This is a genomic window from Nocardioides furvisabuli, from assembly GCF_021083185.1.
Lineage (GTDB): Bacteria > Actinomycetota > Actinomycetes > Propionibacteriales > Nocardioidaceae > Nocardioides > Nocardioides furvisabuli.
This window is the reverse complement of the sequence record NZ_JAIGQB010000001.1, coordinates 564,248-589,374: the sequence shown is the minus strand read 5'-3', so window position 1 is coordinate 589,374 and position 25,127 is coordinate 564,248. Positions and strand designations below refer to the sequence as shown.

At 72.5% G+C, this 25,127-nt stretch carries 24 protein-coding genes; 11 read left to right on the top strand and 13 right to left on the bottom strand.

What is annotated here, in order from left to right:
• Positions 1 to 17: 17 nt before the first annotated feature.
• The gene (locus tag K4G59_RS02730; RefSeq protein ID WP_231249170.1) at positions 18 to 440 is read left to right on the top strand and encodes a hypothetical protein; all 423 of its coding nucleotides are present in this window, start codon (positions 18 to 20) and stop codon (positions 438 to 440) included.
• Positions 441 to 528: 88 nt separating this feature from the next.
• Here K4G59_RS02730 and tuf read toward each other — a convergent pair whose 3' ends face one another.
• The 7 genes from tuf to K4G59_RS02695 all read right to left on the bottom strand — a co-directional run bounded on the left by tuf (position 529) and on the right by K4G59_RS02695 (position 8,450).
• Complete coding sequence (tuf, locus tag K4G59_RS02725) at positions 529 to 1,722, bottom strand: elongation factor Tu (protein ID WP_224273081.1); 1,194 nt, start codon at positions 1,720 to 1,722, stop codon at positions 529 to 531.
• Between the two features lie 79 nt (positions 1,723 to 1,801).
• Entirely contained in the window at positions 1,802 to 3,868 is a 2,067-nt protein-coding gene (fusA, locus tag K4G59_RS02720) for an elongation factor G (protein WP_231249264.1), read from the bottom strand.
• Positions 3,869 to 4,005: 137 nt separating this feature from the next.
• Entirely contained in the window at positions 4,006 to 4,476 is a 471-nt protein-coding gene (rpsG, locus tag K4G59_RS02715) for a 30S ribosomal protein S7 (protein ID WP_207084035.1), read from the bottom strand.
• Complete coding sequence (gene rpsL / locus K4G59_RS02710; protein WP_056599611.1) at positions 4,476 to 4,847, bottom strand: 30S ribosomal protein S12; 372 nt, start codon at positions 4,845 to 4,847, stop codon at positions 4,476 to 4,478. The genes rpsG and rpsL overlap by 1 nt, the downstream gene beginning before the upstream one ends.
• Before the next feature lie 208 nt (positions 4,848 to 5,055).
• The gene (locus tag K4G59_RS02705; RefSeq protein ID WP_308189333.1) at positions 5,056 to 6,339 is read right to left on the bottom strand and encodes an MFS transporter; all 1,284 of its coding nucleotides are present in this window, start codon (positions 6,337 to 6,339) and stop codon (positions 5,056 to 5,058) included.
• A gap of 13 nt (positions 6,340 to 6,352) precedes the next feature.
• Positions 6,353 to 6,796 carry a MarR family winged helix-turn-helix transcriptional regulator gene (locus K4G59_RS02700; RefSeq protein WP_224273082.1) on the bottom strand — a complete coding sequence of 148 codons (444 nt, stop codon included), beginning with the start codon at positions 6,794 to 6,796 and terminating at the stop codon, positions 6,353 to 6,355.
• A 175-nt stretch (positions 6,797 to 6,971) separates the two neighbouring features.
• Entirely contained in the window at positions 6,972 to 8,450 is a 1,479-nt protein-coding gene (locus K4G59_RS02695) for an NCS2 family permease (protein ID WP_231249168.1), read from the bottom strand.
• Between the two features lie 71 nt (positions 8,451 to 8,521).
• Between K4G59_RS02695 and K4G59_RS02690 the strand changes: the two genes are divergently transcribed.
• Entirely contained in the window at positions 8,522 to 8,809 is a 288-nt protein-coding gene (locus K4G59_RS02690) for a DUF2530 domain-containing protein (RefSeq protein ID WP_231249167.1), read from the top strand.
• A complete protein-coding gene (locus tag K4G59_RS02685; RefSeq protein ID WP_231249166.1) occupies positions 8,806 to 9,447 on the top strand; it encodes a class I SAM-dependent methyltransferase in 642 nt (213 codons plus the stop codon). Before K4G59_RS02690 ends, K4G59_RS02685 begins: the two co-directional genes overlap by 4 nt.
• A gap of 32 nt (positions 9,448 to 9,479) precedes the next feature.
• On the opposite strand, the gene K4G59_RS02680 is transcribed toward K4G59_RS02685, so the two are convergent.
• Positions 9,480 to 10,274, bottom strand: coding sequence for a DUF3027 domain-containing protein (locus tag K4G59_RS02680; RefSeq protein ID WP_231249165.1), 795 nt, complete (start codon positions 10,272 to 10,274; stop codon positions 9,480 to 9,482).
• A gap of 99 nt (positions 10,275 to 10,373) precedes the next feature.
• On the opposite strand from K4G59_RS02680, the gene K4G59_RS02675 reads away from it, so the two are divergent.
• Positions 10,374 to 11,804, top strand: coding sequence for an MFS transporter (locus K4G59_RS02675; protein ID WP_231249164.1), 1,431 nt, complete (start codon positions 10,374 to 10,376; stop codon positions 11,802 to 11,804).
• 24 nt (positions 11,805 to 11,828) lie between these two features.
• Here the strand turns inward: K4G59_RS02675 and K4G59_RS02670 are convergent, their stop codons facing one another.
• A complete protein-coding gene (locus K4G59_RS02670; protein WP_231249163.1) occupies positions 11,829 to 12,224 on the bottom strand; it encodes a cold-shock protein in 396 nt (131 codons plus the stop codon).
• A gap of 209 nt (positions 12,225 to 12,433) precedes the next feature.
• Here K4G59_RS02670 and K4G59_RS02665 point away from each other — a divergent pair, with 209 nt between their 5' ends.
• Entirely contained in the window at positions 12,434 to 14,548 is a 2,115-nt protein-coding gene (locus K4G59_RS02665; RefSeq protein ID WP_231249162.1) for a S8 family serine peptidase, read from the top strand.
• A 36-nt stretch (positions 14,549 to 14,584) separates the two neighbouring features.
• Here the strand turns inward: K4G59_RS02665 and K4G59_RS02660 are convergent, their stop codons facing one another.
• Genes K4G59_RS02660 through K4G59_RS02650 form a run of 3 tightly spaced genes read right to left on the bottom strand, consistent with a single transcriptional unit; the run spans position 14,585 to position 17,588 of the window.
• On the bottom strand, positions 14,585 to 15,676 hold the full coding sequence (locus K4G59_RS02660) for an RDD family protein (protein ID WP_231249161.1): 1,092 nt from the start codon (positions 15,674 to 15,676) through the stop codon (positions 14,585 to 14,587).
• A gap of 11 nt (positions 15,677 to 15,687) precedes the next feature.
• Positions 15,688 to 16,776: an FHA domain-containing protein gene (locus K4G59_RS02655; protein ID WP_231249160.1), complete on the bottom strand. Its 1,089-nt coding sequence runs from the start codon at positions 16,774 to 16,776 to the stop codon at positions 15,688 to 15,690.
• Positions 16,773 to 17,588, bottom strand: a complete 816-nt coding sequence (locus tag K4G59_RS02650; protein ID WP_231249159.1) for a PP2C family protein-serine/threonine phosphatase — start codon at positions 17,586 to 17,588, stop codon at positions 16,773 to 16,775. Before K4G59_RS02650 ends, K4G59_RS02655 begins: the two co-directional genes overlap by 4 nt.
• 69 nt (positions 17,589 to 17,657) lie before the next feature.
• Here K4G59_RS02650 and K4G59_RS02645 point away from each other — a divergent pair, with 69 nt between their 5' ends.
• The 5 genes from K4G59_RS02645 to K4G59_RS02625 are packed head-to-tail and all read left to right on the top strand — an operon-like array spanning position 17,658 to position 23,655.
• Entirely contained in the window at positions 17,658 to 19,925 is a 2,268-nt protein-coding gene (locus tag K4G59_RS02645; RefSeq protein WP_231249158.1) for a helicase C-terminal domain-containing protein, read from the top strand.
• Positions 19,926 to 19,965: 40 nt separating this feature from the next.
• Positions 19,966 to 20,493, top strand: coding sequence for a CGNR zinc finger domain-containing protein (locus K4G59_RS20340; protein ID WP_231249157.1), 528 nt, complete (start codon positions 19,966 to 19,968; stop codon positions 20,491 to 20,493).
• A 27-nt stretch (positions 20,494 to 20,520) separates the two neighbouring features.
• Positions 20,521 to 22,170 (top strand): DNA repair helicase XPB, encoded by a 1,650-nt coding sequence (locus K4G59_RS02635; protein ID WP_231249156.1) that lies wholly within the window; start codon positions 20,521 to 20,523, stop codon positions 22,168 to 22,170.
• Positions 22,171 to 22,210: 40 nt separating this feature from the next.
• Positions 22,211 to 23,080, top strand: coding sequence for an oxygenase MpaB family protein (locus tag K4G59_RS02630; protein WP_231249155.1), 870 nt, complete (start codon positions 22,211 to 22,213; stop codon positions 23,078 to 23,080).
• Entirely contained in the window at positions 23,077 to 23,655 is a 579-nt protein-coding gene (locus tag K4G59_RS02625) for an HD domain-containing protein (protein ID WP_231249154.1), read from the top strand. Before K4G59_RS02630 ends, K4G59_RS02625 begins: the two co-directional genes overlap by 4 nt.
• 18 nt (positions 23,656 to 23,673) lie before the next feature.
• Here the strand turns inward: K4G59_RS02625 and K4G59_RS02620 are convergent, their stop codons facing one another.
• Positions 23,674 to 24,396 carry a GntR family transcriptional regulator gene (locus K4G59_RS02620; protein ID WP_231249153.1) on the bottom strand — a complete coding sequence of 241 codons (723 nt, stop codon included), beginning with the start codon at positions 24,394 to 24,396 and terminating at the stop codon, positions 23,674 to 23,676.
• Positions 24,397 to 24,512: 116 nt separating this feature from the next.
• On the opposite strand from K4G59_RS02620, the gene K4G59_RS02615 reads away from it, so the two are divergent.
• Positions 24,513 to 25,124, top strand: coding sequence for an alpha-ketoglutarate-dependent dioxygenase AlkB (locus tag K4G59_RS02615; RefSeq protein WP_231249152.1), 612 nt, complete (start codon positions 24,513 to 24,515; stop codon positions 25,122 to 25,124).
• The last annotated feature ends 3 nt before the right edge of the window (positions 25,125 to 25,127 follow it).

Below are 25,127 nucleotides of genomic sequence, written 5' to 3'. Positions count from 1 at the left end.
GGGCGTACCGTGGGACGATGACGGGTCCGCTCGCGACGATCGCAGTCCTGCTGCTCGCCGCCGTCGTCCTGCGGGTGGCCCTCGCCGTCCTCGTCGGCGAGCTCGACGAGTGGCGCACCTACCGCGCCCTGGCACGCCTGGCACGACGGCTCCGGCGTACGCCTGTCGCTGATGAGCCTGCGGCGCGACGGCCGATCGAGGAGGTGGGCGCGGACCTGCGGCGGCTGAACGCCTCCTTCCACCGCGGCGACATGCGCTTCGCGAAGTACGAGGGGTGTCGTCAGGCCTACGACGGCGTCCTGGCCGAGGCTGCGGACATGGCAGGGCTGGCGCACCTCATGGAGGTGCTCCCGCCCGGGCCCGAGCTCGACCGCGAGCGGCAGCGGGTCGAGATGCTGCTCCAGCACCACGGCCTGCTCCCGCCGCCGTACGCCGCCTGAGCGAGCCCGGTCGGGACGCACGAGACCCCGCCTCCCTCGCGGGAGACGGGGTCTCGAGGTGGAGCCGGTGCGCCCTCAGGCGCTCAGATCACTTGGTGATCTTGACGACCCGGCCGGCGCCGACGGTGCGGCCACCCTCACGGATCGCGAACCGCAGGCCCTCGTCCATCGCGATGGGCTGGATGAGCTCGACCGACATCTCGGTGTTGTCACCCGGCATGACCATCTCGGTGCCCTCGGGGAGGGTCACGACGCCGGTCACGTCCGTCGTGCGGAAGTAGAACTGCGGGCGGTAGTTGTTGAAGAACGGCGTGTGACGGCCACCCTCGTCCTTCGACAGGATGTAGACCGAGGCCTCGAAGTTCGTGTGAGGCGTCGTGGTGCCCGGCTTGATGACGACCATGCCGCGCTCGATGTCCTCGCGCTTGGTGCCACGGAGGAGCAGACCGACGTTCTCGCCCGCCTGGCCCTCGTCGAGCAGCTTGCGGAACATCTCGACACCGGTGACGGTCGACTTCTGGGCGGTCTCGCGGATGCCGATGATCTCGACCTCCTCGTTGACCTTGACGATGCCGCGCTCGATGCGACCGGTGATGACCGTGCCGCGACCGGTGATCGTGAAGACGTCCTCGACGGGCATGAGGAACGGCTTGTCGGTCTCGCGCTCGGGGGTCGGGATCGACTCGTCGACCGCGTTCATGAGCTCGACGATCGAGTCGCCCCACTTCTCGTCGCCCTGCAGGGCCGGGAAGGCAGCAACGCGGACCACGGGGATGTCGTCGCCCGGGAACTCGTACTCGGAGAGGAGCTCGCGCACCTCCATCTCGACGAGCTCGATGAGCTCCTCGTCGTCGACCATGTCGCACTTGTTGAGCGCCACGACCAGGGCCGGCACGCCGACCTGGCGGGCGAGCAGCACGTGCTCACGCGTCTGCGGCATCGGGCCGTCGGTGGCGGCGACCACGAGGATCGCGCCGTCCATCTGAGCGGCACCGGTGATCATGTTCTTGATGTAGTCCGCGTGACCCGGGCAGTCGACGTGCGCGTAGTGGCGCGCCTCGGTCTGGTACTCGACGTGCGCGATCGAGATCGTGATGCCGCGCTGACGCTCCTCGGGAGCCTTGTCGATCTGGTCGAAGGCCGAGGCCTCGTTCAGGTTCGGGTACTTGTCGTGCAACACCTTGGTGATCGCCGCGGTCAGCGTCGTCTTGCCGTGGTCGATGTGACCGATCGTGCCGATGTTGACGTGCGGCTTGGTCCGCTCGAACTTCGCCTTAGCCACTGGGGCTCCTCCTGGTTGGTTTGGTACTTGAACTCATGGGTGTGGGACGGGTGGTGCTGGACCGAGGGTCCGGGTCGAGCTACTCGCCGCGAACCTTCTTGACGATCTCTTCGGCGATGTTCGAGGGGACCTCGGCGTACGAGTCGAACTCCATCGAGTACGACGCCTGACCGGAGGTCTTGGACCTCAGGTCGCCAACGTACCCGAACATCTCCGACAACGGCACAAGGGCGTTCACGACCATGTCGCCGTGACGCTCCTCCTGCGCCTGGATCTGGCCGCGGCGCGAGTTGATGTCGCCGATGACCGTGCCGAGGAAGCTCTCGGGGGTGGTCACCTCGACGGCGAACATCGGCTCGAGCAGCACCGGCTTGGCCCTGCGGGCGGCCTCCTTGAAGGCCTGGTTGCCGGCGATCTTGAACGCCAGCTCGGACGAGTCGACGTCGTGGTAGGCGCCGTCCTCGAGCGAGAACTTCACGTCGACCATGGGGTAGCCGGCGAGGACGCCGAACTCCATGGCCTCCTGGCCGCCCTGGTCGACCGAGGGGATGTACTCCTTGGGCACGCGGCCACCGGAGACGTTGTTGACGAACTCGTAGCCCGCGCCCTGGCCGGTCTCGGGGTCGATGTTCGGACCGAGGTTGATGACGACCTTGGCGAACTGACCCGACCCACCGGTCTGCTTCTTGTGGGTGTAGGAGTGCTTCTCGACCGTGTTGCGGACGGTCTCGCGGTAGGCCACCTGCGGCTTGCCGACGGTCGCCTCGACGCGGAACTCGCGCTTCATGCGGTCGACGAGGATCTCCAGGTGGAGCTCGCCCATGCCGGCGATGATCGTCTGGCCGGTCTCTTCGTCGGCCTTGACCGTGAACGTCGGGTCCTCGTCGGACAGGCGCTGGATCGCGGTGCCGAGCTTCTCCTGGTCGCCCTTGGTCTTGGGCTCGATCGCGACCTCGATCACCGGGGCCGGGAACGTCATGGACTCGAGGACGACCTGGTTCTGCGGGTCGCACAGCGTGTGACCGGTCTTGGTGTCCTTGAGGCCCATCACGGCCACGATCTGGCCGGCGCCGACCGACGCGATCTCCTCACGCTTGTTGGCGTGCATCTGGTAGACCTTGCCGATCCGCTCCTTGCGGCCGTTGACCGAGTTGACCACGGTCGAGCCGGCCTCCAGCTTGCCGGAGTAGACGCGGACGTAGATCAGCTTGCCCAGGTGCGGGTCGGAGGCGATCTTGTAGGCGAGGCCGGAGAACGGCTCGTCGTCGGACGGCTGACGGACGATGACCTCGTCCTCGTCCTTGACCGAGTGGCCCTGGATCCCGTCGATGTCGAGCGGCGACGGCAGGAACTTGACGACCGCGTCGAGCAGGGGCTGGACACCCTTGTTCTTGAACGCGGTGCCGCAGAGGACCGGGTTCAGCTTGTCGGCGAGCGTGGCGCGACGGATCGCGTCCTCGAGCTCGGGGACGGTGAAGTTCTCGTCGCCCTCCTCGAGGTACTTCTCCATGATCTCGTCGTCGGCCTCGGCGAGCGTCTCGATGAACTTCTCGCGGTACTCGGCCGCCTGCTCGGCGAGCTCGGCCGGGATCTCCTCGACCTCGTAGTCCTCGCCCATGGTGGTCTCGCCGCGCCAGGTGAGGGCACGCATGCCGACGAGGTCGACGACACCGAGGAAGTCGGACTCGGCACCGATGGGGAGCTGGAGCACGAGCGGGGTGGAGTTGAGGCGCTCGACCATCATGTCGACGCAGCGGAAGAAGTCCGCGCCGGTGCGGTCGAGCTTGTTGACGAAGCACATGCGGGGGACCGAGTACTTGTTGGCCTGGCGCCACACGGTCATGGTCTGCGGCTCGACACCGGCAACGCCGTCGAACACCGCCACGGCACCGTCGAGGACGCGCAGCGAGCGCTCGACCTCGGCGGTGAAGTCCACGTGGCCGGGCGTGTCGATGATGTTGATCTGGTGGTCCTTCCACCAGCAGGTGGTCGCGGCGGACGTGATGGTGATGCCGCGCTCCTGCTCCTGCTCCATCCAGTCCATCGTGGCGCCACCCTCGTGGACCTCACCGATCTTGTAGGTGATGCCGGTGTAGAAGAGGATGCGCTCGGTGGTGGTGGTCTTGCCGGCGTCGATGTGCGCCATGATGCCGATGTTGCGGACCTTGTTGAGGTCGGTGGTGATGTCGACAGCCACTGTTGTGTCTCAGTCCCTCGAAGTAGTGGGGTTGTGGGAGTGGGAGGCCGCGGACCGCGCGATGCGGGGCCCGCAGCCTCCCGACCTCACCAGCGGTAGTGGGCGAAGGCCTTGTTGGACTCGGCCATCTTGTGGGTGTCCTCGCGCTTCTTCACAGCGGCACCGAGGCCGTTGCTGGCGTCGAGGATCTCGTTCATCAGGCGCTCGGCCATCGTCTTCTCGCGACGGTCGGCGGCGTAGCCCACGAGCCAGCGCAGGGCCAGCGTGGTGGAGCGGTTGGCCTTGACCTCGACGGGGACCTGGTAGGTCGCACCGCCGACGCGGCGGGACTTGACCTCGATGGCCGGCTTGACGTTGTCGAGCGCACGCTTGAGCGTGACGACCGGGTCGGTGCCGGTCTTCTCGCGGCAGCCCTCGAGGGCGGTGTAGACGATGCGCTGGGCAACAGCCTTCTTGCCGTCCTGCAGGACCTTGCTGACGAGCTGGGTGACCAGCTGCGAGCCGTAGACCGGGTCAGAGACGAGGGGGCGCTTCGGAGCGGGACCCTTGCGAGGCATTACTTCTCCTTCTTCGCGCCGTAGCGGCTGCGGGCCTGCTTGCGGTTCTTGACACCCTGGGTGTCGAGCGTGCCGCGGATGATCTTGTAGCGGACACCGGGGAGGTCCTTCACACGGCCGCCGCGCACGAGCACGATCGAGTGCTCCTGCAGGTTGTGACCGACACCCGGGATGTAGGCGGTGACCTCGACGCCACTGCTCAGGCGCACGCGGGCGACCTTGCGGAGGGCGGAGTTCGGCTTCTTCGGGGTGGTCGTGTAGACGCGGGTGCAGACGCCACGGCGCTGCGGGGATCCCTTCAGGGCAGGCGTCTTGGACTTCGACACCTTGTCCTGGCGGCCCTTGCGGACCAGCTGGTTAATGGTGGGCACCGGGTGGTTCCCTCTCTCTGTCTTCTCGTCACGGCCCGGCGAGGTGCCGGACTCGGATGTCATGCGTTGCTGCGACGTGCCTTGTGCGGTGGAGCTGCTGCGCCGAGCCGGGCGCGGCACCTCGAGGGGCCGCGGCTCTGGGAGCATGCGCAGAGGTCTGGACGTGCCAGACACGAGGATTGAGGCTACTCGGGCGTGACTGCCACGGTCAAAACGCCGCAGGAGCCGGTTCCGCGAGCCGTGCGCCCGCCTCGGCGCCGCGCTCGCGTCGCGCCTTCTCGAGCCTGAGGTACACGATGGCAGACACCCCCACACCGAGGATCGTCATCAGCCCGCCGCCGAGCAGCGTCCAGCGGGCGCCGTACTCGTGTCCGATCCACCCGATGATCGGGGCACCGACCGGGGTGCCACCCATGAAGATCATCAGGTAGAGCGCCATCACCCGGCCGCGGACGCCCGCGTCGGTGTTGAGCTGCATGTAGGTGTTGGCGCTCGTGATGAACGTCAGCGCGGTGAGCCCCGTGACGGGCGCGAGGAGCGCGAAGGTGAGGTAGGACGGCATCAGCCCGGCCAGCATCACCGTGGCCCCGAAGGCGATCGCGGACCCGACGACGAGACGGTGGCGCACCTCGGCGCGGCGCGCTGCCAGCAGGGAGCCGGTGAGCGAGCCGACCGCGAGGAAGGTGCCGAGCAGCCCGAACTCCTGCGGCCCCTTGCCGAAGACCTCGGTGGCCATGAGCGCCGACGTGATCTGGAAGTTCAACCCGAAGGTGCCGGCGAAGAAGACCATGCTCAGGACGAGCACCAGGTCGGGACGGGCACGGACGTAGGCCACGCCCTCCCGGATGGCGCCGGGACCCCGATCGGCGGGCGCCGCGGCGTCGATCCGGGCCAGGTCGAGGTGGCGCAGCGACCAGATCGGGGCGGCGTACGACACCGCGTTGAGCAGGATGACCCACCCGGTCGCCACCGCTCCCCCGCCGAAGGCGGCGATCAGCACGCCGGCCAGGCCGGGGCCGACGAGGCGCGCGGCGTTGAAGCTGGCGGAGTTGAGGCCGACCGCGTTGGTGAGGTCGACGGGGTCCACCAGCTCGGAGACGAAGGACTGGCGCGCCGGGGCGTCGAAGGCCGACGCGCAGCCGAGCAGGAAGGCCAGGACGTAGACGTGCCAGACCTCGGCGGTGCCGGTGACGGCGAGCAGGCCGAGCACGGCGGCGGGCAGCGCCATGCCGAGGTTGGTGAGCTGGAGCAGCCGCTGCTTGGGCATCCGGTCGGCGATGAGGCCGGCCACCGGCGTCAGGAGCAGGAACGGCAGGAACTGCAGGCCGGTGGTGATGCCGAGCGCCGTCGCGCCGGAGCCCACGGCGAGCTGGAGGACCAGCCAGTCCTGGGCCACGCGCTGCATCCAGGTGCCGGTGTTGGACACGACACCACCGCTGGCGTAGCGGCGGTAGTTGGGGTTGGCGAGGGAGCGGAACGTGGGACTCGTGATGACTCCTCGGTCGTCAGTCGGTCAGGGCAAGTCGGGCGAGGATCGGCGCAGCGTCGCGCAGGGTGGCCCGCTCGGCGGGGGTGAGCCCCGCGAGCTGCTGGGCCAGCCAGGCGTCGCGGCGCTGGCGGTCGGCCAGCACGGCCGCGCGGCCGGCGTCGGTGACGGCGACCACGACCTGGCGCCCGTCGGTCTCGTGTGCACGGCGTACGACGTAGCCGTCGGACTCCAGGCAGTTGACCGTGCGGGTCATCGACGGCGGCTGCACGCGCTCCGCGCGGGCCAGCTCGCCCACGGTCTGGTCGCCGAACCGCACCAGGAGCCCCAGCACGACCATCTGCCCGATGCTCAGGTCGTTGTCGGGGTGGCGCTCCGTGGCGAGGCGACGACGCAGGCGCATGACACCCGCCCGGAGCTCGGAGGCGAGCCCGGCATGGGTGCGGAGGTCGGCGGTCGGCATGTCGTTAGCGTAACTCATTACCTCTGCTAACTATTCCTGCGTGCTGCATCGCTCCCGGCGTACGTGAGGGATCCCCGGTCGACCGGGGATCCCACAAGGTGTCAGGCGTTGCAGAGGCCGACAACCTGTGGGATCCCCGGCTGACCGGGGATCCCACATGGTGTCGACCGCCCGCTCAGGTCAGCCAGGAGGTGATCGGCTCGATGGCGAAGTAGACGACGAAGAGCGCTGCGACGACCCACATGAGCGGGTGGACCTCGCGGGCCTTGCCGACGACGAGCTTGATGAGGACGTAGGCCAGGAAGCCGGCGCCGATGCCGACCGAGATGGAGTAGGTGAAGGGCATCAGCACGATCGTCAGGAAGGCCGGGATGGCGATCTCGAGGTCGTCCCAGGCGATGCCCTTGACCTGTTGCATCATGAGGAAGCCGACCAGCACGAGTGCCGGCACGGCGGCCTCGGACGGGATCGCCTCGACGATCGGGGCGAAGAAGGTGGCCAGCAGGAACAGCAGCCCGGTCACCACCGACGCGAGCCCGGTCCGCGCGCCCTCCCCCACCCCGGACGCGGACTCGATGTAGGAGGTGTTGGACGAGACGCCGGCCGCGCCGCCGGCCATCGCGGCGACCGAGTCCACGACGAGGATCCGCTGGGCGTTCGGCGGGATGCCCTCCTCGTCGTTGAGGCCGGCCTCCGCGCCGATCGCGGTCATCGTGCCCATGGTGTCGAAGAAGTCGGCCAGCAGGAGGGTGAAGGCGAGCAGGACTGCGGCGAGGACGCCGACCGACGAGAACGCACCGAACAGGTCGAACTGCCCGAGGGTGCCGAAGTCGGGGACGTCGACGACTCCGTTGAGCTCGGGGACGTTGAGCGACCAGTTGCCCGGGCCCTCCTGCGCGACCGAGCCGAGGTCGAGGACGGCCTGCAGCACGAAGGCGAGCACCGCCGTGGCGACGATCGAGATCAGGATCGCACCGCGCACCTGGCGTACCCACAGGGCGATGATGAGCACGACGCCGACCGCGAAGACCAGCACCGGCCAGCCGCTGAGCGTGCCGCCGTTGCCGAGCTGGACCGGCACCGTGGTCAGCGCGGCGTCGGGGATGCGGGTCACGAAGCCCGCGTCGACGAAGCCGATCAGGGCGATGAACAGACCGATTCCCACCGAGATCGCGATCTTCAGCTGCTGGGGCACCGCGTGGAAGACGGCCTTGCGGAAGCCCGTCAGCACGAGCACGAGGATGATGATGCCCTCGAGGACGATGAGGCCCATCGCGTCCTCCCACGTGGACCGGGTCGCGATGGCGTTCGCGACGAACGCGTTGAGGCCCAGACCGGTGGCGAGCGCGAGCGGGAAGTTGGCGACCGTGCCCATCAGGATGGTCAGCACCCCGGCGACCAGCGCCGTGCCCGCCGCGATCACCGGCAGGTTCGACCCGTCACCCGCGCCGCCACCGAGGTAGGCGCCGGTCGAGTCGGGCACGAAGCCGAGGATGAGCGGGTTCAGCACGATGATGTAGGCCATCGTCAAGAAGGTGACGACGCCGCCGCGGACCTCGCGCCCCACCGTCGATCCCCGTCGGCTGATGTCGAAGAACCCGTCGAGGCCGGAGGCCTTCGTGGACTGCGGTGAGGTCGTGGTCTCGTCGTTCACGGGACGGCAGTCTGGCAGACCCGTGTCACGTCCGTGTTTCGTGCGCTCACACGCGTGTGTAGCGTGACGGCGTGGACCTGGGTGACGAGCAGCCGACGCAGCACGACATCGGCAGCCGCACCTACGTCGTGGCGCAGGTCGCGCCCCTCGACGTCGACGGCGTGCGCACCACCGAGGTCGGCACCGCGCTGTGGCTGCTGGGCTTCCTGGCCCTGCTCCCGTTCTGGGGCACGCTCGAGGACAACGGCCGCACGTGGTGGCTGTGGACCTGCCTGGCCGGCTTCGGCCTCGGACTCTGCGGGCTGGAGTACTGCCGCCGGCGCCGCAAGGAGCGCGCGGCGCGGCAGGGCGTGGCATGACCCACCGGCCGACCCGCTGGGAGCTCGCGGGCGAGGGCAACCGGGGCTACGGCGCGAAGTTCGCCCAGCTGGTGGCCGAGGGGTCCGACGTGGACGGCGAGGCCCGGCTGGCCGACGTGCTCGTCCCGCGCGGCGCGCGCGTCCTCGACGTCGGCTCGGGCATGGGCCGGGTGTCCGCCGCCCTGCAGGCACGGGGTCATCGGGTGGTCGCGGTCGAGCCCGACGCCACCCTGGTCGAGCAGTCGCGCCGCACCTACCCCGACCTCGAGGTGATCCACGCCGACATCCTGGAGGCCGACCTGACCGGGCTGCGCGCGAGCGTGGACCTGGCCGTGCTCGTCGGCAACGTCATGGTCTTCGTCGCCGCAGGCACCGAGCGGGAGGTCCTGCGGCGGGTGCGCGCGACGCTGGCTCCGGGCGGCCGGGTGCTGGTGGGCTTCCACCCCGTCGACGGGCCGACCACCGCTCGCGACTACAGCCCCGACGAGTTCGCAGGCGACGCCACGGCTGCCGGCCTGCGCGTCGACCACCTCTTCGGCTCCTACGAGCTGCACCCGGCCTCGCCGGACTACGCGGTGTGGGTGCTGTCGCGCGACGACGCGCCGGGCGCGCCGACGTCGTTCGGCCACGCGCTCTGAGGGAGATGTCGACGCGGTCGTGACCGGGCGGCTCAGATCAGCTCGTACTCGTCGTCGGTGAGGGTGTCGAAGACGTGCTCGGGCATCGGCAGCGGCTGCTGCTTGCGGGCGAGCTTGACCTCGGAGTGGGCGCCGCAGCCGTGGTCGAGGCTGACGACCCGGCCGTCGTCGTTGGCGTTGCCGTTGGCGCAGACGCCGAAGGTCTCCGAGAGCGAGCCGCTGATCCGCACCAGGAACCCGCAGGACCAGCAGCTGTCCGGAGCGCTCTTGGCCAGCGGTGACTCGGGCCCGCCGGGGCCGGCGTACCAGCGCTCGGCGGCCATGTCGATGCCCTCACGGCTCAGCGTGCGGACCCGGCCCAGACCGAGGTCCTCGGCCACACGACGCACCTGCGCGCGGGCATCGGCGTCCATCGGCGGGTCGAGCGGGTCGTCGCCGACGAGGTACGTCGGGACCAGGCGGGCGTCCTCGTCCTCCACGGGCAGCAGGTCGCCGGGCGACAGGTCGCCGGGCTGGAGCCGCTCCTTGTAGGGGACCCAGGCCGGCGCCACGATCGCGTCGTCGCCGGGGAGCAGCACGACCTCGTTGACGGTCAGGTCCTTGCCGCGCTTGGCGCGGGTCAGCGTGACCGACCAGTACCACCCGGGGTAGCCGGGGCGGACGCACGCGAACTGGTGGGTGACGATGCGCTCGCCCTCGGCCTGCGCGCCGAGGTGGTCACCCACCTCGCCGGGTTCGGCGACCTCGAGGACCACCTCTCGGGCCAGGTCGACGGCCTTGGCGAGGGTGGCGTCGGGCTTGCCGGCACGGGTGGGGAGAGCGATCACCTGCGCATTGTGGCAAACGCACGGCGGTCCTGTCCCCTCGGGACGCGCACCGGGGCGTCTGCGTCCGCGGTGTCGGGTCCGTAGGCCAAGATGGTGCTCGTGACCTCAGAGCGCCCCGACCCGTCCCCGGGGCCCCGGTCGCAGCCGTCGTCCCGGCCCCGCTCCGGGACCGCCCGCCGCTCGCTGTCGGGCGCCGCGCGCGGCGTCAAGGCCGCCGGCCGGGGCGCGCGGGTGGCGGGCCGCGGCGCCGGCACCGCCGGCCACTACGCGGTGTCGCAGGCGCGCCGCGCGGCGCGGGCCGAGGGTGCCGGTGACTCCGGGCTGTCGCGGCTGATCGAGCTGCACGCCTTCAACGCAGCAGGAGACGCCGCGGTGGCGATCTCGCTGGCCGGCACGCTGTTCTTCCAGGTCCCCACCGGGGAGGCGCGCGGGCAGGTCGCGCTGTTCCTCGGCCTGACCATGCTCCCGTTCGCGATCGTCGCACCGCTGATCGGACCGTTCCTCGACCGCTTCAGCCACGGCCGTCGGTGGGCGGTCGGCGCCACCATGGCGGTCCGGTGCTTCCTGTGCTGGGTCCTGGCGACCGCCGTCGTGACGGAGTCGGGGTGGTTGTTCCCCGCCGCGCTCGGGTGCCTGGTGGCCTCCAAGGCGTACGGCGTCACGCGGGCCGCCGCGGTCCCGCGACTGCTGCCGCCGGACCTCACCCTCGTCAAGGCCAACGCACGGGTCTCGCTGGCCGGCGTGGTGGGTGCCGGCATCTCGGCGCCGCTGGCGATCCTGGCCTCGACCTTCGGCCCGGAGTGGTCGCTGCGCTACGGCTTCGTGGTGTTCGTGCTCGCGACGATCTGGGCGATCCGGCTCCCCGACAAGGTCGACGCCAGCCAGGGCGAGGGCGAGCTGGTGCTCACCGGCGAGAGCGACACCGCGGCCACCCGCCCGAAGGGGCGTCGCCCGCGCACCCGGATCCCGGCCGCGGTCGCCTACGCGCTCCGCTCCAACTGCGGGCCACGCTGGCTCTCGGGGTTCCTCACGATGTTCATGGCGTTCCTCCTGCGCGACAACCCGATCGGGGAGTGGAGACCCGAGGTCCTGCTGGGCCTGGTCATCGGGGCGGCGGGGCTCGGCAACACCCTCGGCATCACGATCGGGTCCGTCCTCAAGCGTCTCAACCCGGCGGTCACGGTGGTGCTGGCCCTCCTCGCCGACGTCGCGGTCGCCGCGCTCGCCGCCCTGTTCTACGGGCTGGTGACCCTCGTGCTGCTGGGTCTCACGGCCGGGCTGGCGCAGTCGCTGGCCAAGCTGTCGCTCGACTCCACGGTCCAGCGAGACGTCCCCGGACGCATCCAGGCAAGCGCGTTCGCGCGCTCCGACACCACGCTCCAGCTGGCGTGGGTGATCGGCGGCTTCGTCGGGATCGCCATGCCTCTCATCCCGCAGCTCGGCCTCGGCATCGCCGCAGCCGTCCTCGGCGCGTGGGCGGCCTTCGTGCTGGTCACTCGTCCCGCGTCGACCGTCCCGGCTCGCGCCTGAGGGCGTACGACGTCAGGTCGGGGCTCAGATCTCCAGCTCGTCGGCGAGCGCGCGCAGCACCTTCGCGGTGCCGCGGGCCGAGGCACGCTCGGGGTGCCGACCGCGGCGGTAGCCCTCCTCGACGCCCTCGAGCATCTTGATGAGGTCCTCGACGATGGTGACCATCGCCTCCGGCTGCTTGCGCTGGGCGTTGCGCTGGTTGCGCGTCACCGAGGCGGGCGCGTCGACCACGCGCACCTGCAGGGCCTGGTCGCCCCGGCGGCCCTGCGCGATGCCGAACTCCACCTTGGTGCCGGCCTTCAGCGTGGCGATCCCCTCGGGAAGGGCGTCGGAGTGGACGTAGACGTCCGGGCCGTCGTCCTGGGACAGGAAGCCGAAGCCCTTGTCCGCGTCGAACCACTTCACCTTGCCACTGGGCACGGATCCACTCCACTCACCTCAACCGGCGACACCGTGGGTTCACGGGCGCGGGCAAAGAATAGGCGGACTCGGCGACCGGCCACCATCGGGTGGCGCGAAGACGTAGTCTGTTCGGCTCACGCCCCGGTGGGGACCGGCGGCGGGGGTGGACGACGGCGTGGGACCATCGTCGTCCGGACAGCGGGAGCGGCTCGAAGGGAGCACACGACATGCGGGCACCCACAACAGGACGGATCCTCGGATGCGGCCTCGTCGCGCTCGCGCTCGCGCTCCCCACCACTCCCCCCGCAGCGGCTGACGACGCCCCCACCTCCGGCGCGACCTCCCGCCCCCTCACCCTCGTCACCCTCGCGGGCGCCGGCACCGCGGCCGGCCGCGCGGACGCCGACGACCTGCTCGCCCGCCAGGACGCGGTGCTCGCGGCCGTCGGCGCCGGCGAGCCCGTCTACCGGTGGACCACCGCGCTCAACGGCTTCGCCGCCGACCTGAGCCCCGCGCAGGTCGGTGTCCTCGACGACCAGCCCGGCATCGCCACGGTCGAGGCCGACACGATCCGGCCGCTTGCCGGGCGGACGTCGATGGCGGCGGTCCGCGGCGCCGCCGACAGCCCGCGCCTGCGGGGCGGGGCCGGGGTCGTGGTGGGTGTCGTCGACTCGGGCATCGCTCCCGGCTCCCCCGCCTTCGCCGACGTCCCGGGACTCGGCGCCGACCCGCGCGGCTTCACCGGCACCTGCAGCGAGGGCGAGGGCTGGTCGGCCTCGGACTGCACCCGCAAGGTCGTCGGGGCGCGGTGGTACGTCGACGGCTTCGGCGCCGACCGCATCCGCTCCTCGGAGTCACTGTCCGCCCTCGACGTGCTGGGCCACGGCACGCAGGTCTCCTCCGTCGCCGCAGGCAACGCCGCGGTGAGCGTGCGTGTCGACGACCGCGACGCGGGCTCCTTCGGCGGTGTCGCGCCCCAGGCGCGCATCGCCGCCTACAAGGCGTGCTGGGGAGCCCCCGACCCGGCCGACGACGGGTGCTCGACCGCCGACGTGGTCGCCGCGGTCGACGCGGCCGTGGCCGACGGTGTCGACGTGCTGAGCCTCGCGCTCGCCGGTGGAGAGCGCATCGACACCCTCCAGCTCGCCCTCCTCGGTGCAGCGGAGGCCGACATTGTCGTCATCGGAGCGGCAGGCAACGCCGCCGGTTCGGCGTACGCCGCCCACGCCGGCCCGTGGGTGACGACGGTGGGCTCCGCCGTGGGCCGGATGTCGCGCGGTCGCCTCGCCCTGCCGGGTGGTCGGTCGTGGACCGGCGGGGGCCGGCCCACCCCGGTCGCGGGGCGCGCCGTGCGCGCCCAGGACGCACCTGCCCCGGGGGTCTCGCGCCGTGACGCCGGTCAGTGCCGCCCGGGCGCGCTCGACTCGCGCCTGGTGGCCGACCGGATCGTCGTGTGTCGCCGAGGCGGCATCGGTCGCATCGACAAGTCCGGCGCCGTCGCCCAGGCCGGCGGACGCGCCATGGTGCTCGTCAACCAGCGCCCAGGCGCCGTGACCGCCGACTTCCACTCCGTCCCGACCGTCCACCTCGCCGCCACCGCGGGCCGGCAGTTCGCCCGCTGGGTGGAGCGCAACCCCGACACCCGGGTCCGGATGTCGCGCGTGAGCGGCGACCCCGGCACCCGGCGTACGGCTCCGTGGAGCGCGTCGGGCGACCCCCGCGGCGCCTCCCTCAAGCCCGACGCCGTCGCCGACGGCGATGCCGTGCTCGGCGCGCTGCCCGAGGCCACAGGTCGCACGTGGGGCGTCTTCAGCGGCAGCTCGGCCGCGACCGCGGAGGCCGCGGGGCTGGCCGCCCTCCTGCGGGCCGAGCGGCCCGGCTGGTCAGCAGCTCGGGTGCGCTCGCTCCTTCTCACCTCGGCCCGGCCGGTCCGCGGCTCCAGTGTTCTCGAGCAGGGCGCCGGCGCCCTCGCCGGTCGCGTCCCGACCGCCCACCTGGCCCTCGACGTCGAGGCCTCGGCCTGGCGTCGCGCGCTGCGCACCAACACGCTGGCCGAGCTCAACACCAGCTCGGTGCTCCTCACCGCAGGACGCACCTCGGCGGTGCGCACGGTGACCAACGTCGGCAACCGCGCGGAGTACTTCTCCGTCACCGCTCGCGGGTTCACCTCCCACCAGGTCTCGGTCCGCCCCCTGGCCGTGCGCCTCGCACCGGGCAGGTCGGCCGACTTCACCGTCACCGTGACCGGTCCCGACACCTCAGGTCGCCTCGACGACGGCCAGCTGGTGTGGCTCGGCGCTCGCGGCGGCGTGACCCGGATACCGGTCGCCCTCACCCGCTGACGGCCCGGCCGGGCACCCGGTGACGCGGTCGGGCTCTCAGCGCTCGCGCGAGATGACCATCTCGCGGTCGCCGTAGACGACCTTGTCACCGTCGAGGAGGGCGGCCGGCTTGCCCGGGGCGAGCTGGCGCGAGACGCCCTGGCGCACGAGCACCGTGCCGTTGGTCGAGCCGCGGTCCATGACCACGATGGTGCCGTCGGGAGCGGGACCGAACTGGGCGTGGGTCTTCGACACCGACATGTCCGCGGACGTGAGCGGGACGAGGTGCGCGACCTGCTCGCCGTTGCGGGCCTCGGGACGCCGCCCGACGAGCGCGAGCCCGGCAACGACGAAGCTCTCGCCGTTGTCGAAGTGCACCCGCCACCGGGCGGGTGCGTGCGCGGCGGGACCCCGCGGCTGCTGCGGCGGGAGCTGCTGCTGCCGGGGCGGGGCCGGTGGCCGGTGGGCCTGCGGCTGCGCGGGGGGTGAGATCGGGGTCGGCGACTGCGCCGGCGCGGGGGCCCCCGTCGGCGCGGCGACCACCTCGGGCGGCAGCGGCTGGCGACGTATCGAGTGCTCCGAGCGCTCGGGGGTCCGGACCGTCTCGACCGGCGGGGCGGGGATCAGACGCATCGCGGTGAGGTTCACGATGTGGCGCGGTTCCTCCTCGTCCGCCACGTCGGCGACCTCCGCCACCGGGCGTACGTCGACCACGACGGTGTGGGTCAGGTGGTCGTGCCAGCCGCGACGCTGGCGTCCGCGGTCCTCGACGGCCGTCCAGGCCAGGGTGGTGATGCCGATGCCGAAGGTAGGGAGCCCGGAGACCCCGAGCACCAGCGAGCGGAGGAGGGCGGGGCCCACGCCGATCGGGGTGCCGGTGCCGTGGTGCACGACGCGCAGGCCCGACACCGCCTTGCCGGGAGAGGTGCCGCTGACGCCCGTCACGATCGCCAGGACCAGCCAGAGCACGACCATGGTCGCGGCGACGGTCCCGACGACGACCCAGGGATCGTCGTCGACGACGAGTGCCGTCACGACGCCGACGACCGCGAGCAGGCTCCAGGCCAGCAGCCGGTCGACGGCGAAGGCGGTGAAGCGTCGCTCGAGCTGGGCGACGGGGTAGGTAAGGGAGTGGGGGTGCTGGGTCACGTCTGTGTCGCTCAGGCGTTGGTGACCTGGATGGTGACGCCGTCGCCGAGGTCGAGGACGGCGCCGGGGATCAGGCTCACCGCGATGCCGGGGGTGAGCTCCTCCGGCTCGAGGCCGGGCTGCGCCAGCACCGTGCCGTTGGTCGAGCCGAGGTCGGTGGCGATCGCGGAGCCGTGGTCGGCACCGGCGCCGGGCCTGATCTCGAGGTGGGTCGAGGAGATCTCCTGCTGCGGGCTCGCGACGGTCACGACGTGGGGCTGGTCGTGGGAGGCGAAGCGCCGGGCCTCGGGCGCCCGGCCGACGAGGACGGTGCGGTCGACCGCGACCACGTCGCCGGTGGAGAAGATCAGCGACGCGACCGGGTGCGAGACCACCTCGGGGGCGACCTCCTGGCCGGGGACCGGAGGACGGTCGAAGTCGGGCACGGGGCCGCCGACCTGCGTCTGGCCGTCGCGGTCGTACCACTCGTCCTGGACCACCGGGGTCTCGCCGGTCGGGGTCGGGTCGTCGTCGGGCTCGCCGAAGTGCAGCGGAGCAGCTGCGGCCGGCTCGGGCTCGACGACCGGCTCGGGCTCGGCGACCGGCGGCTCGGGCTCCGGCTCGTGGGCGACAGGCTCCGGCTCGACGGCCACCGTCGCGGGCGCTGCTGCCGGGGCAGGCGTGCCGGTCGGAGCGGGCGCGCCGAACTCGACGACCGACACGCGCGCCAGGCCGGGGGTGAGGACGCGGTCGGCCTCGCCGTCGCCGGTCAGCGTCACGCGCAGGCTGGTGACACCGGTGACCAGCCGCTCGGCCCAGGCCGTGCCCGGCGTCGCGCTCACCAGGTCGTCGCCCGAGGGGGAGGACACGGTGGCGGTGGGGGCACCGCGCACGATGAGCCGCGTCGCGTCGTCGCCGTGGGCGACGAGCGCGAAGTGGTCGAGGGAGGAGAGCCCGCCGGCGAGCAGCGCGTCGAGGACGGTGTCGACGTCGGCGCCGGAGTCGGTCAGGTCCCACAGGTGCGCGACACGGTCACGTTGGCTGCCCGGCAGCAGGACGGTCACGCGATCGCCCGCGACGGCGTACCAGTCCCCCGCCGCGAACCTCGGCTCTGCGCTCACAATCGTCCCCCCAGCTTGGATTCGAGACTCTGCAGCTGGCGCTGTGAGTCGTACGTGGCGTCCTTGACCAATCCCACCACATCGACGACGACGGCCGTGGCGTTGTCGCGACCACCGGCCGCGACCGCGGCGCGCACCAGCCGGTCGGCCGCGTCGCGGGGGTCGGCGATCGTCTCGAGGATGTCCTCGATCTCCTCGTCCTCGATCATCCCGGTCACGCCGTCGCTGCAGAGCAGGAGGCGCTCGACCGAACCGAGGGGCAGGAGGAAGAAGTCGGGCTCGATGCCCTCGGGGCTGCCGAGCGCGCGGGTGATGACGTGCCGCTCCGGGTGGACGGCCGCCTCCTGCGCGGTGATCCGTCCGGCGTCGATGAGCTCCTGCACGACCGAGTGGTCGACGCTGATCTGCTCGAGACGCCCCTCGGTGATGCGGTAGATGCGGGAGTCGCCGAGGTTGGCCAGCAACCACTTCGCTGCGCCGTTGTCGTCGACCAGGGCAGCGACGACCGCGGTCGTGCCGGCGTGCCAGCCCGGCTGGAGCGTGCGGTGGGCGTCGCCGAAGTCGACGATGCGGGCCTGGGCGCGAGCGAACGCGCCTGCGACGTGCTCGGCCCCGCGGGCCGGGTCGTAGACCTCGGAGAGGCGCTGGAACTCCTCGACGACCATCTGGCTGGCGACGTCCCCGCCGGAGTGCCCGCCCATCCCGTCGGCGACGACGAAGATCGGCGGAGCCACCAGGTAGGAGTCCTCGTTGACCTTGCGCACCAGTCCGACGTCGGTGGCCGCCCCGTGGTGGAGATCGACGTTCTTCATGCCCGGCCCTCTTCGCCCCGTGTCGAGATGTGGGGCGACGACGCCGACCCGGCGAGTAGCGTAGGAGGAATGTCCAGCTCAGGGCGGACGACACCCGCACGCACCCTTGCCGACCAGCTACGTGGCTGGTCCGACCAGCGACTCGTGGCGCTGCTCGCTGCCCGACCCGATCTCGCCACACCCGCCCCTCAGGATTCCTCGCAGCTGGCCTCGCGGGCTGCCACACGCTCGTCGATCCACCGCGCCCTCGACGGCCTGGACCGGCTCGAGCTCTCCGTGCTTGATGCCCTCCTGGTGGCGGGGCAAACCACTTCCGAGCGGCTGATCTCGATCGTGCACGCGGACCCCACCCGGAGTGCCGCAGCGCTGCAGCGCCTGCTCGACGTGGCGCTGGTCTGGGAGACCCCCAGCGGCATCCGCGCCCTCAGCGGCGTGGCCGATGCGATGCGGGGCCTGCCGGTGTCGGTCAGCGGCCTGCGACCGGTGAGCCCCGAGCCGGTCCCGGTCGCCGACATCGAGGCCCGGCTCGCCGAGCTCAGCCCCGCCGCGACCGCCCTGCTGCACCACGTCGACGCGCACGGCGGCGAGGGCACGACCGGCGCCGCGCGGCGCACTGTGGCGCCCCGCGACGCCCGCTCGCCATCCGAGGAGCTCATCAGCAGGCGCCTGCTCGTGCCCCGCGAGGGGGCCACCGTCGTGCTTCCCGGCGAGGTGGGGCTGGCCCTGCGGGGCGGTCGCACCACGACCGAGCCGGTGGACGTCGTGCCCGACCTTGCCACGTCGCAGCGCGACCCCGCGCTCGTGGCCCGCAGCGCCGCGGGCGCCGCCTTCGACGTCGTACGCCGGGTGGAGCTGCTGCTCGACCACTGGGGAGTCGAGCCGCCGAGCGTGCTGCGCAGCGGCGGCCTGGCGGTGCGCGACCTCAAGGCGGTCGCACGCGAGCTGCACGTCGACGAGGCCGGCGCAGCACTGGTGGTGGAGGTGGCGCTGTCGGCCGGACTGATCGCCGAGGCCGCCGTGGCCGACGGCACCCCGTCGTGGCTGCCGACCGACGAGTTCGACGTGTGGTCGGGCCTGCCGATCGCCGGGCGCTGGGCGCGGCTGGTCGGCGGCTGGCTGGCGAGCAGCCGCGTCCCGTCGCTCGTGGGGTCGCGCGACGCGGCCGGCAAGTCGTGGAACGCCCTGGCGCCCGAGCTGTCCAGCGGCCTGGCGGAGGAAGCGAGGCGACTGGCGCTGCGGGTGCTGGCCGAGGTGCCGGAGGGCGAGGTGCTCGCCGCCGGGACGGGCGTCGCGTCGCTCGTCCAGCGGGTCGGCTGGCTGCGGCCGCGCCGCCCGACCGTCTTCGGAGACCTCGTCGCCGCCGCACTCACGGAGGCCGCGGTGCTTGGCGTCAGCGGTGCCGGAGGCCTGCCCCCGAGCGGTCGGCACGTGGCCGCGGGCGACCTCGGCGAGGCCGCCACCGCCCTCGAGCCCCACCTCCCCCGTCCGGTCGACCACGTGCTGCTGCAGGCCGACCTGACCGCGGTCGCCCCCGGCCCGCTCGAGACCGAGGTCGCGCGCCGGCTCCACCTGCTCGCCGACGTCGAGTCGCGCGGCGGCGCCACGGTCTACCGCTTCTCCTCGGGCTCCCTGCGCCGCGGCTTCGACGCCGGCTGGTCCGCGCTCGAGGTCCGCGACTTCCTGACGTCCGTGTCGCAGACTCCGGTCCCGCAGCCGCTGGCGTTCCTCGTCGACGACGTGGCCCGCACCTTCGGCAGCGTGCGCGTGGGCCACGCGGAGGCGTTCCTGCGGGCGGACGACGAGGCCGCGCTGGCAGCACTCGTGCACGACGCGCGCGCGCGCTCGCTGGGCCTGCGCCTGCTCGCGCCCACCGTCGCGATCGCGACCTCGCCGATAGACGTGCTGCTCCCCCGGCTCCGCGAGCTCGGTGCGGCTCCCGTGGTGGAGGCCGCGGACGGCACCGTCCGGGTCAGCCGGCCCGACCTCCAGCGCGCCCGCTCACGGCGGGGGCGTCGTCCTGCCGGGGCGGTCGAGGCCCGCCAGGCCGCGCAGGTGCAGGCGGTGGCGACCGCCATCCGCGCCGGCGACCGGGCCGAGTCCTCGCGCCCCTCGAGCGTCGAGGCCACGACCCCGTCCGGGGCGCTCGCGGCGCTGCGCGAGGCCATCGAGACGGGCACCACCGTGGTCATCGGCTACGTCGACAACCACGGCGCCACGGGCGAGCGGGTCGTCGACCCGCGGCGCCTCGACGGCGGCCGGCTCTCGGCCTTCGACCACCGCGCCGACGACGTGCGCGAGTTCGCGGTGCACCGCATCACCGGCGTACGCCGCGCATAGACACCCCGCGCCTGCGATGGTCGCCGAGTAACCTCGGGACGTGGACTTCATCCGCTACGCCGAGCGCGCCGCCTCGCTCGTCAACGCCGACCTGGCGGACGAGACGGCCCTGCACGAGCACCTCGCGGACCGTTCGTGGCTGCACCGGTCCGTGGCTCCCGGCGACGTGGCGTCGCTGCAGGCCTTCCAGTCCGACCTGCGCCCCGTCTTCGAGGCCTCGGACGTCGACGACGTACCGCTCGTGGTGAGCCAGCTCAACGACCTCCTCGCCGCGCACCCGGTGACCCCGATGATCTCCGACCACGACCCCGACAACCTCCACATGCACGTCGCCAACCGGGCGGCATCGGTCGCCGAGCTGCTCGTCGGCGAGGCGCTGATGGGCCTGGCCAACCTCGTGTGCGACCTCGGCGCGACGCGCCTGGGGACCTGCTCGGAGGCCCGCTGCGACCACGTCTACGTCGACACCTCGCCCAACCAGTCGCGCCGCTACTGCTCCGACCGCTGCTCCTCGCGCGCCAACGTCGCGGCCTTCCGGGCCCGGCAGAAGGCGGCGTCGGCGAGCTGACGCCCGCGTCGTCCGTAGACTCGCCGGGTGAACGACGGTCCCCTCATCGTCCAGTCGGACAAGACGCTCCTGCTCGAGGTCGACCACCCCTCGGCGCCCGAGGCGCGCAAGGCGATCGCGCCCTTCGCCGAGCTCGAGCGCTCCCCCGAGCACATCCACACCTACCGCCTGACCCCGCTGGGCCTGTGGAACGCCCGCGCCGCCGGGCACGACGCCGAGCAGGTCGTCGACGCGCTGCTGACCTGGTCGAGGTACGCCGTCCCGCACGCGCTGCTCGTCGACGTCGCCGAGACCATGGGTCGCTACGGCCGGCTACGGCTGGAGAAGCACCCGGTGCACGGCCTGGTGCTGTCGTCGGTGGACCGGCCGGTCCTCGAGGAGGTGCTGCGGGCCAAGAAGGTCGCCGGGATGGTCGGCGCCAGGCTCGACCCCGACACCGTCGCCGTCCACCCCAGCGAGCGGGGCAACCTCAAGCAGGCGCTGCTCAAGCTCGGCTGGCCGGCCGAGGACTTCGCCGGCTACGTCGACGGCGAGGCGCACGCGATCGACCTCGCCGAGGACGGCTGGACGCTGCGCCCCTACCAGCGCGAGGCGGCCGAGTCCTTCTGGGACGGCGGGTCGGGCGTGGTCGTGCTCCCCTGCGGCGCGGGCAAGACGATCGTCGGCGCCGCCTCGATGGCGCAGGCGCAGGCCACCACGCTGATCCTGGTCACCAACACCGTCAGCGCGCGGCAGTGGAAGGACGAGCTGGTCGCGCGCACCTCCCTCACCGCCGACGAGATCGGCGAGTACTCCGGAGCGGTGAAGGAGGTCCGTCCGGTCACCATCGCGACCTACCAGGTGCTGACCACGAAGCGGAAGGGCGTCTACCCGCACCTCGAGCTGCTCGACGCCCGCGACTGGGGCCTCATCGTCTACGACGAGGTGCACCTGCTGCCCGCGCCGATCTTCCGGATGACCGCGAACCTGCAGGCCCGGCGGCGCCTCGGGCTCACCGCGACCCTGGTCCGCGAGGACGGTCGTGAGGGCGAGGTCTTCTCCCTCATCGGGCCCAAGCGCTACGACGCGCCGTGGAAGGACATCGAGGCGCAGGGCTACATCGCGCCGGCCGACTGCGTCGAGGTGCGGGTGACGCTGCCCGACGGCGAGCGCCTGGCGTACGCCACGAGCGACCCGGACACCCGCTACCGCCTCGCGTCGTGCACCCACGCCAAGATCGACGTCGTACGCGACCTGGTGCGCCAGCACGCCGGGCAGCCGACCCTGGTGATCGGGCAGTACATCGACCAGCTCGACGAGATCGCGGCCATGCTCGACGCGCCGGTCATCAAGGGCGAGACGCCGGTCAAGGAGCGGCAGCGGCTCTTCAACGCCTTCCGCGCAGGCGAGATCGGCCTGCTCGTGGTGAGCAAGGTGGCGAACTTCTCCATCGACCTGCCGTCGGCCGAGGTGGCCATCCAGGTGAGCGGGTCGTTCGGCTCGCGGCAGGAGGAGGCCCAGCGGCTCGGGCGGCTGCTGCGACCCAAGACCGAGGGCCGCAGCGCGCACTTCTACACGATCGTCTCGCGCGACACCGTCGACGCCGACTTCGCCCAGAACCGCCAGCGCTTCCTCGCCGAGCAGGGCTACGCCTACCGGATCATCGACGCCGGCGACCTCACCGCCGGGACCGGCTGACGAGCCGCGGCCCGTTGCGCCCCTTGGCTAGCCTCGGGTCATGACCCTCCGCGAGCGCCTCGGCGCCGAGCTGTTCCGCAAGGTGGCCGGGCCGAACGGCGAGCAGGCACGCGAGCGCGTCCACGGCACGCCCGGCGCACGGTGGTTCGCGCCCGACTCCCCGATCGCGCGCGTCCACGGCGACGCGTCGATGTTCGTCGGCGGCATCCGCGCGGTCATGCTCCAGTCGCTCCACCCCGCCGCCATGCAGGGGGTGGCCGACCACTCCGGCTACCGCGGCGACATGTGGGGCCGGCTCGCGCAGGTCTCGACCTACATCGCGATGACGACGTTCGGCACCGAGCGCGACGCGCTCCAGGTGATCCGCGCCGTGCAGCGCGCCCACGAGTCGGTCACCGGCACGATGCCCGACGGCACGGCGTACGCCGCCAACGACCCGCACCTGCTCGGCTGGGTGCACGTCGCCGAGATCGACAGCTTCCTCGCCGCGCACGACCGCTACGGCCAGCAGCGGCTCGTCGGAGGCGAGCGCGACACCTACGTCGCCCAGACCGCCGTCGCGGCCGAGCACCTCGGCGTGATCGGGGCGCCGCGGACCGAGGCCGAGCTGCGCACGGCGCTCGAGGCCTACGCCCACGAGCTGCGGGCGACTCCCGAGGCCCGCGAGGCCATCTCCTTCCTCCTGCTCCACCCCGACCTGCCGCTCGCGGCCCGCCCGGGCTACCTCACCCTCGCGGCCGCGGCCATCGGCCTGCTGCCGACAGAGGCCAGGCGTGAGCTGCGGCTGCCGCCGGTGCCGCCGCTGACCAACCGCGTGCTGGGTCAGCTCGGCACCCGCACCATCCGCTGGGCGATGTCGTCGGGGCACGAGCGAGCGAGGGCGCTCCAGCAGGAGACAGCGCAGGCATGAGCCTCGCCGGACGATGGCCGCTGCCCGACCACCACGACCTGCGCGACGAGCTGCTCGCCGCCTGGGACCGCCCGGGCTACCACGACCGGCTGCACCTGGCCGAGGTGCTCGACCGGCTCGAGCTGCTCGCCGACGCCGGCGCGGGCTTCGACCCCACGACGGTGGCGCTCGCCGCGTGGTTCCACGACGCCGTCCACGACGGCGGTCCCGACGACGAGGAGCGGTCGGCGCAGTGGGCCGAACGCGTCCTCCCGCCGGCGTACGCCGACGAGGTGGCGCGGCTGGTGCGGATGACCGCCCACCACCGGCCGGCCGACGACGACCCTCCCGCCTGCGCGCTGAGCGACGCCGACCTGGCGATCCTGGCCGCCCCGCGGGAGCGCTACGACACCTACGCCGCCGGGGTGCGCGCCGACTTCGCCCACGTCGCGGAGCCGGACTTCCGCGCCGGGCGGGCGGCGGTGCTGCGCGACCTCGCGGCGAAGCCGCACCTCTTCCACACCGCGCAGGCCCGCGCGCTGTGGGAAGCCTCCGCGCGGGCCAACCTCGGGCGGGAGATCAGCGACCTGGCGTGAGCCGGCCGCCACGCCGCCTCAGTGGTCGGCGAGCTGGAGGTAGACGGTGAAGCGGTCGTGGCGGTAGCAGGTGCGCGAGACCTCCACGATGCGGCCCTCGGACACGGCACGGCGGGCGTGGCGCAGGACCGGGTCACCCTCGGCGATCTCGAGCACCGCGGCCTCGTCGGCGCTGGCGCGGTCGGCGCTGATGGAGTCCTCGACCTCGGTCGGGCGCAGCCCGCGGGCGCCGAGCGCCTCGTAGAGGCTGGTGGGCGTGCCGTGCTGGAGGAAGCCGGGCAGCAGCACCTCGTTGAGGTAGGCGTCCTCGACGCACACGATGGCCCCGTCGGCGCGGCGCAGGCGGCGCCAGTGCAGCACGGGGTCGCCGGGCGAGATGTCGAGCGCGCGCGCCACACCGGGGCCGGCCTGCTCGACGCGGGCGAGCAGGGTCTGCGACTCCGGGAGCATGCCGCGGCGGCGGATCTCCTCGGTGAAGGACGTCAGGCGCCCGGCGGTCTTCGGCGGCTGCGCGACGAAGGTGCCGCGGCCGGGGATGCGCTCGAGCAGACCCTCGGCGACGAGCGCATCGAGCGCCTGCCGCACCGTCATCCTGGCCACACCGAAGCGTGCCACCAGCTCGCGCTCGGAGGGGGCCGCCGACCCCGGGGGCTGCTCCTCGATCAGGCTGCGGACGTGCTCGCGGACCTGGACGTGCTTCAACGCCCGCTGTCGCGGGACGACGACGTCGACCGGATCCATGCCTGCCAAGATAGGACTGGGCTGGACCGGTGTCTGCCCTTTGACGCAGTCTGTGGTAAAGACTTGGACAACCTGTGGATCGAACACCTGTTCGACCGATGCGCTAGGCTGCCGCCGTGGACTTCCAGACGTCCCTCTTCGCCGACCATGCCCCCGCCGCCACCGGGCTCGCGCCCGAGCGCCTCGCGCTCTCGCACGGCGCGTGGGTCGATGTGCAGCGCGACTGGCTCGACGACCCCGACGACGTCTTCGCCGCGCTCGTCGCACGAGTCCCGTGGCGCTCCGAGCGCCGCGAGATGTACGACGCCGTCGTCGACGTGCCCCGCCTGGTGCACACCTACCTGCCCGGCGAGCGCCTCCCCCACGCTGCGCTCGAGCGTGCGCGCGAGGACCTGAGCGCGCACTACCTCCCCGAGCTGGGCGAGCCGTTCGTCAGCGCCGGGTGCTGCTACTACCGCGACGGCCGCGACTCCGTGGCCTGGCACGGCGACACGATCGGGCGTGGCAGCAGCGCCGACACGATGGTCGCCATCGTCAGCGCCGGCGACCCCCGCCGCCTGCTGCTGCGTCCGCGCGGCGGCGGGGAGTCGGTCGCGCTGACCATGGGGCACGGGGACCTCGTGGTGATGGGCGGCTCGTGCCAGCGCACCTGGCAGCACTCGGTGCCCAAGGTGGCTCGCTCCGGGCCGCGCATCTCCGTGCAGTTCCGCCCGCTCGGCGTCTTCTGAGCC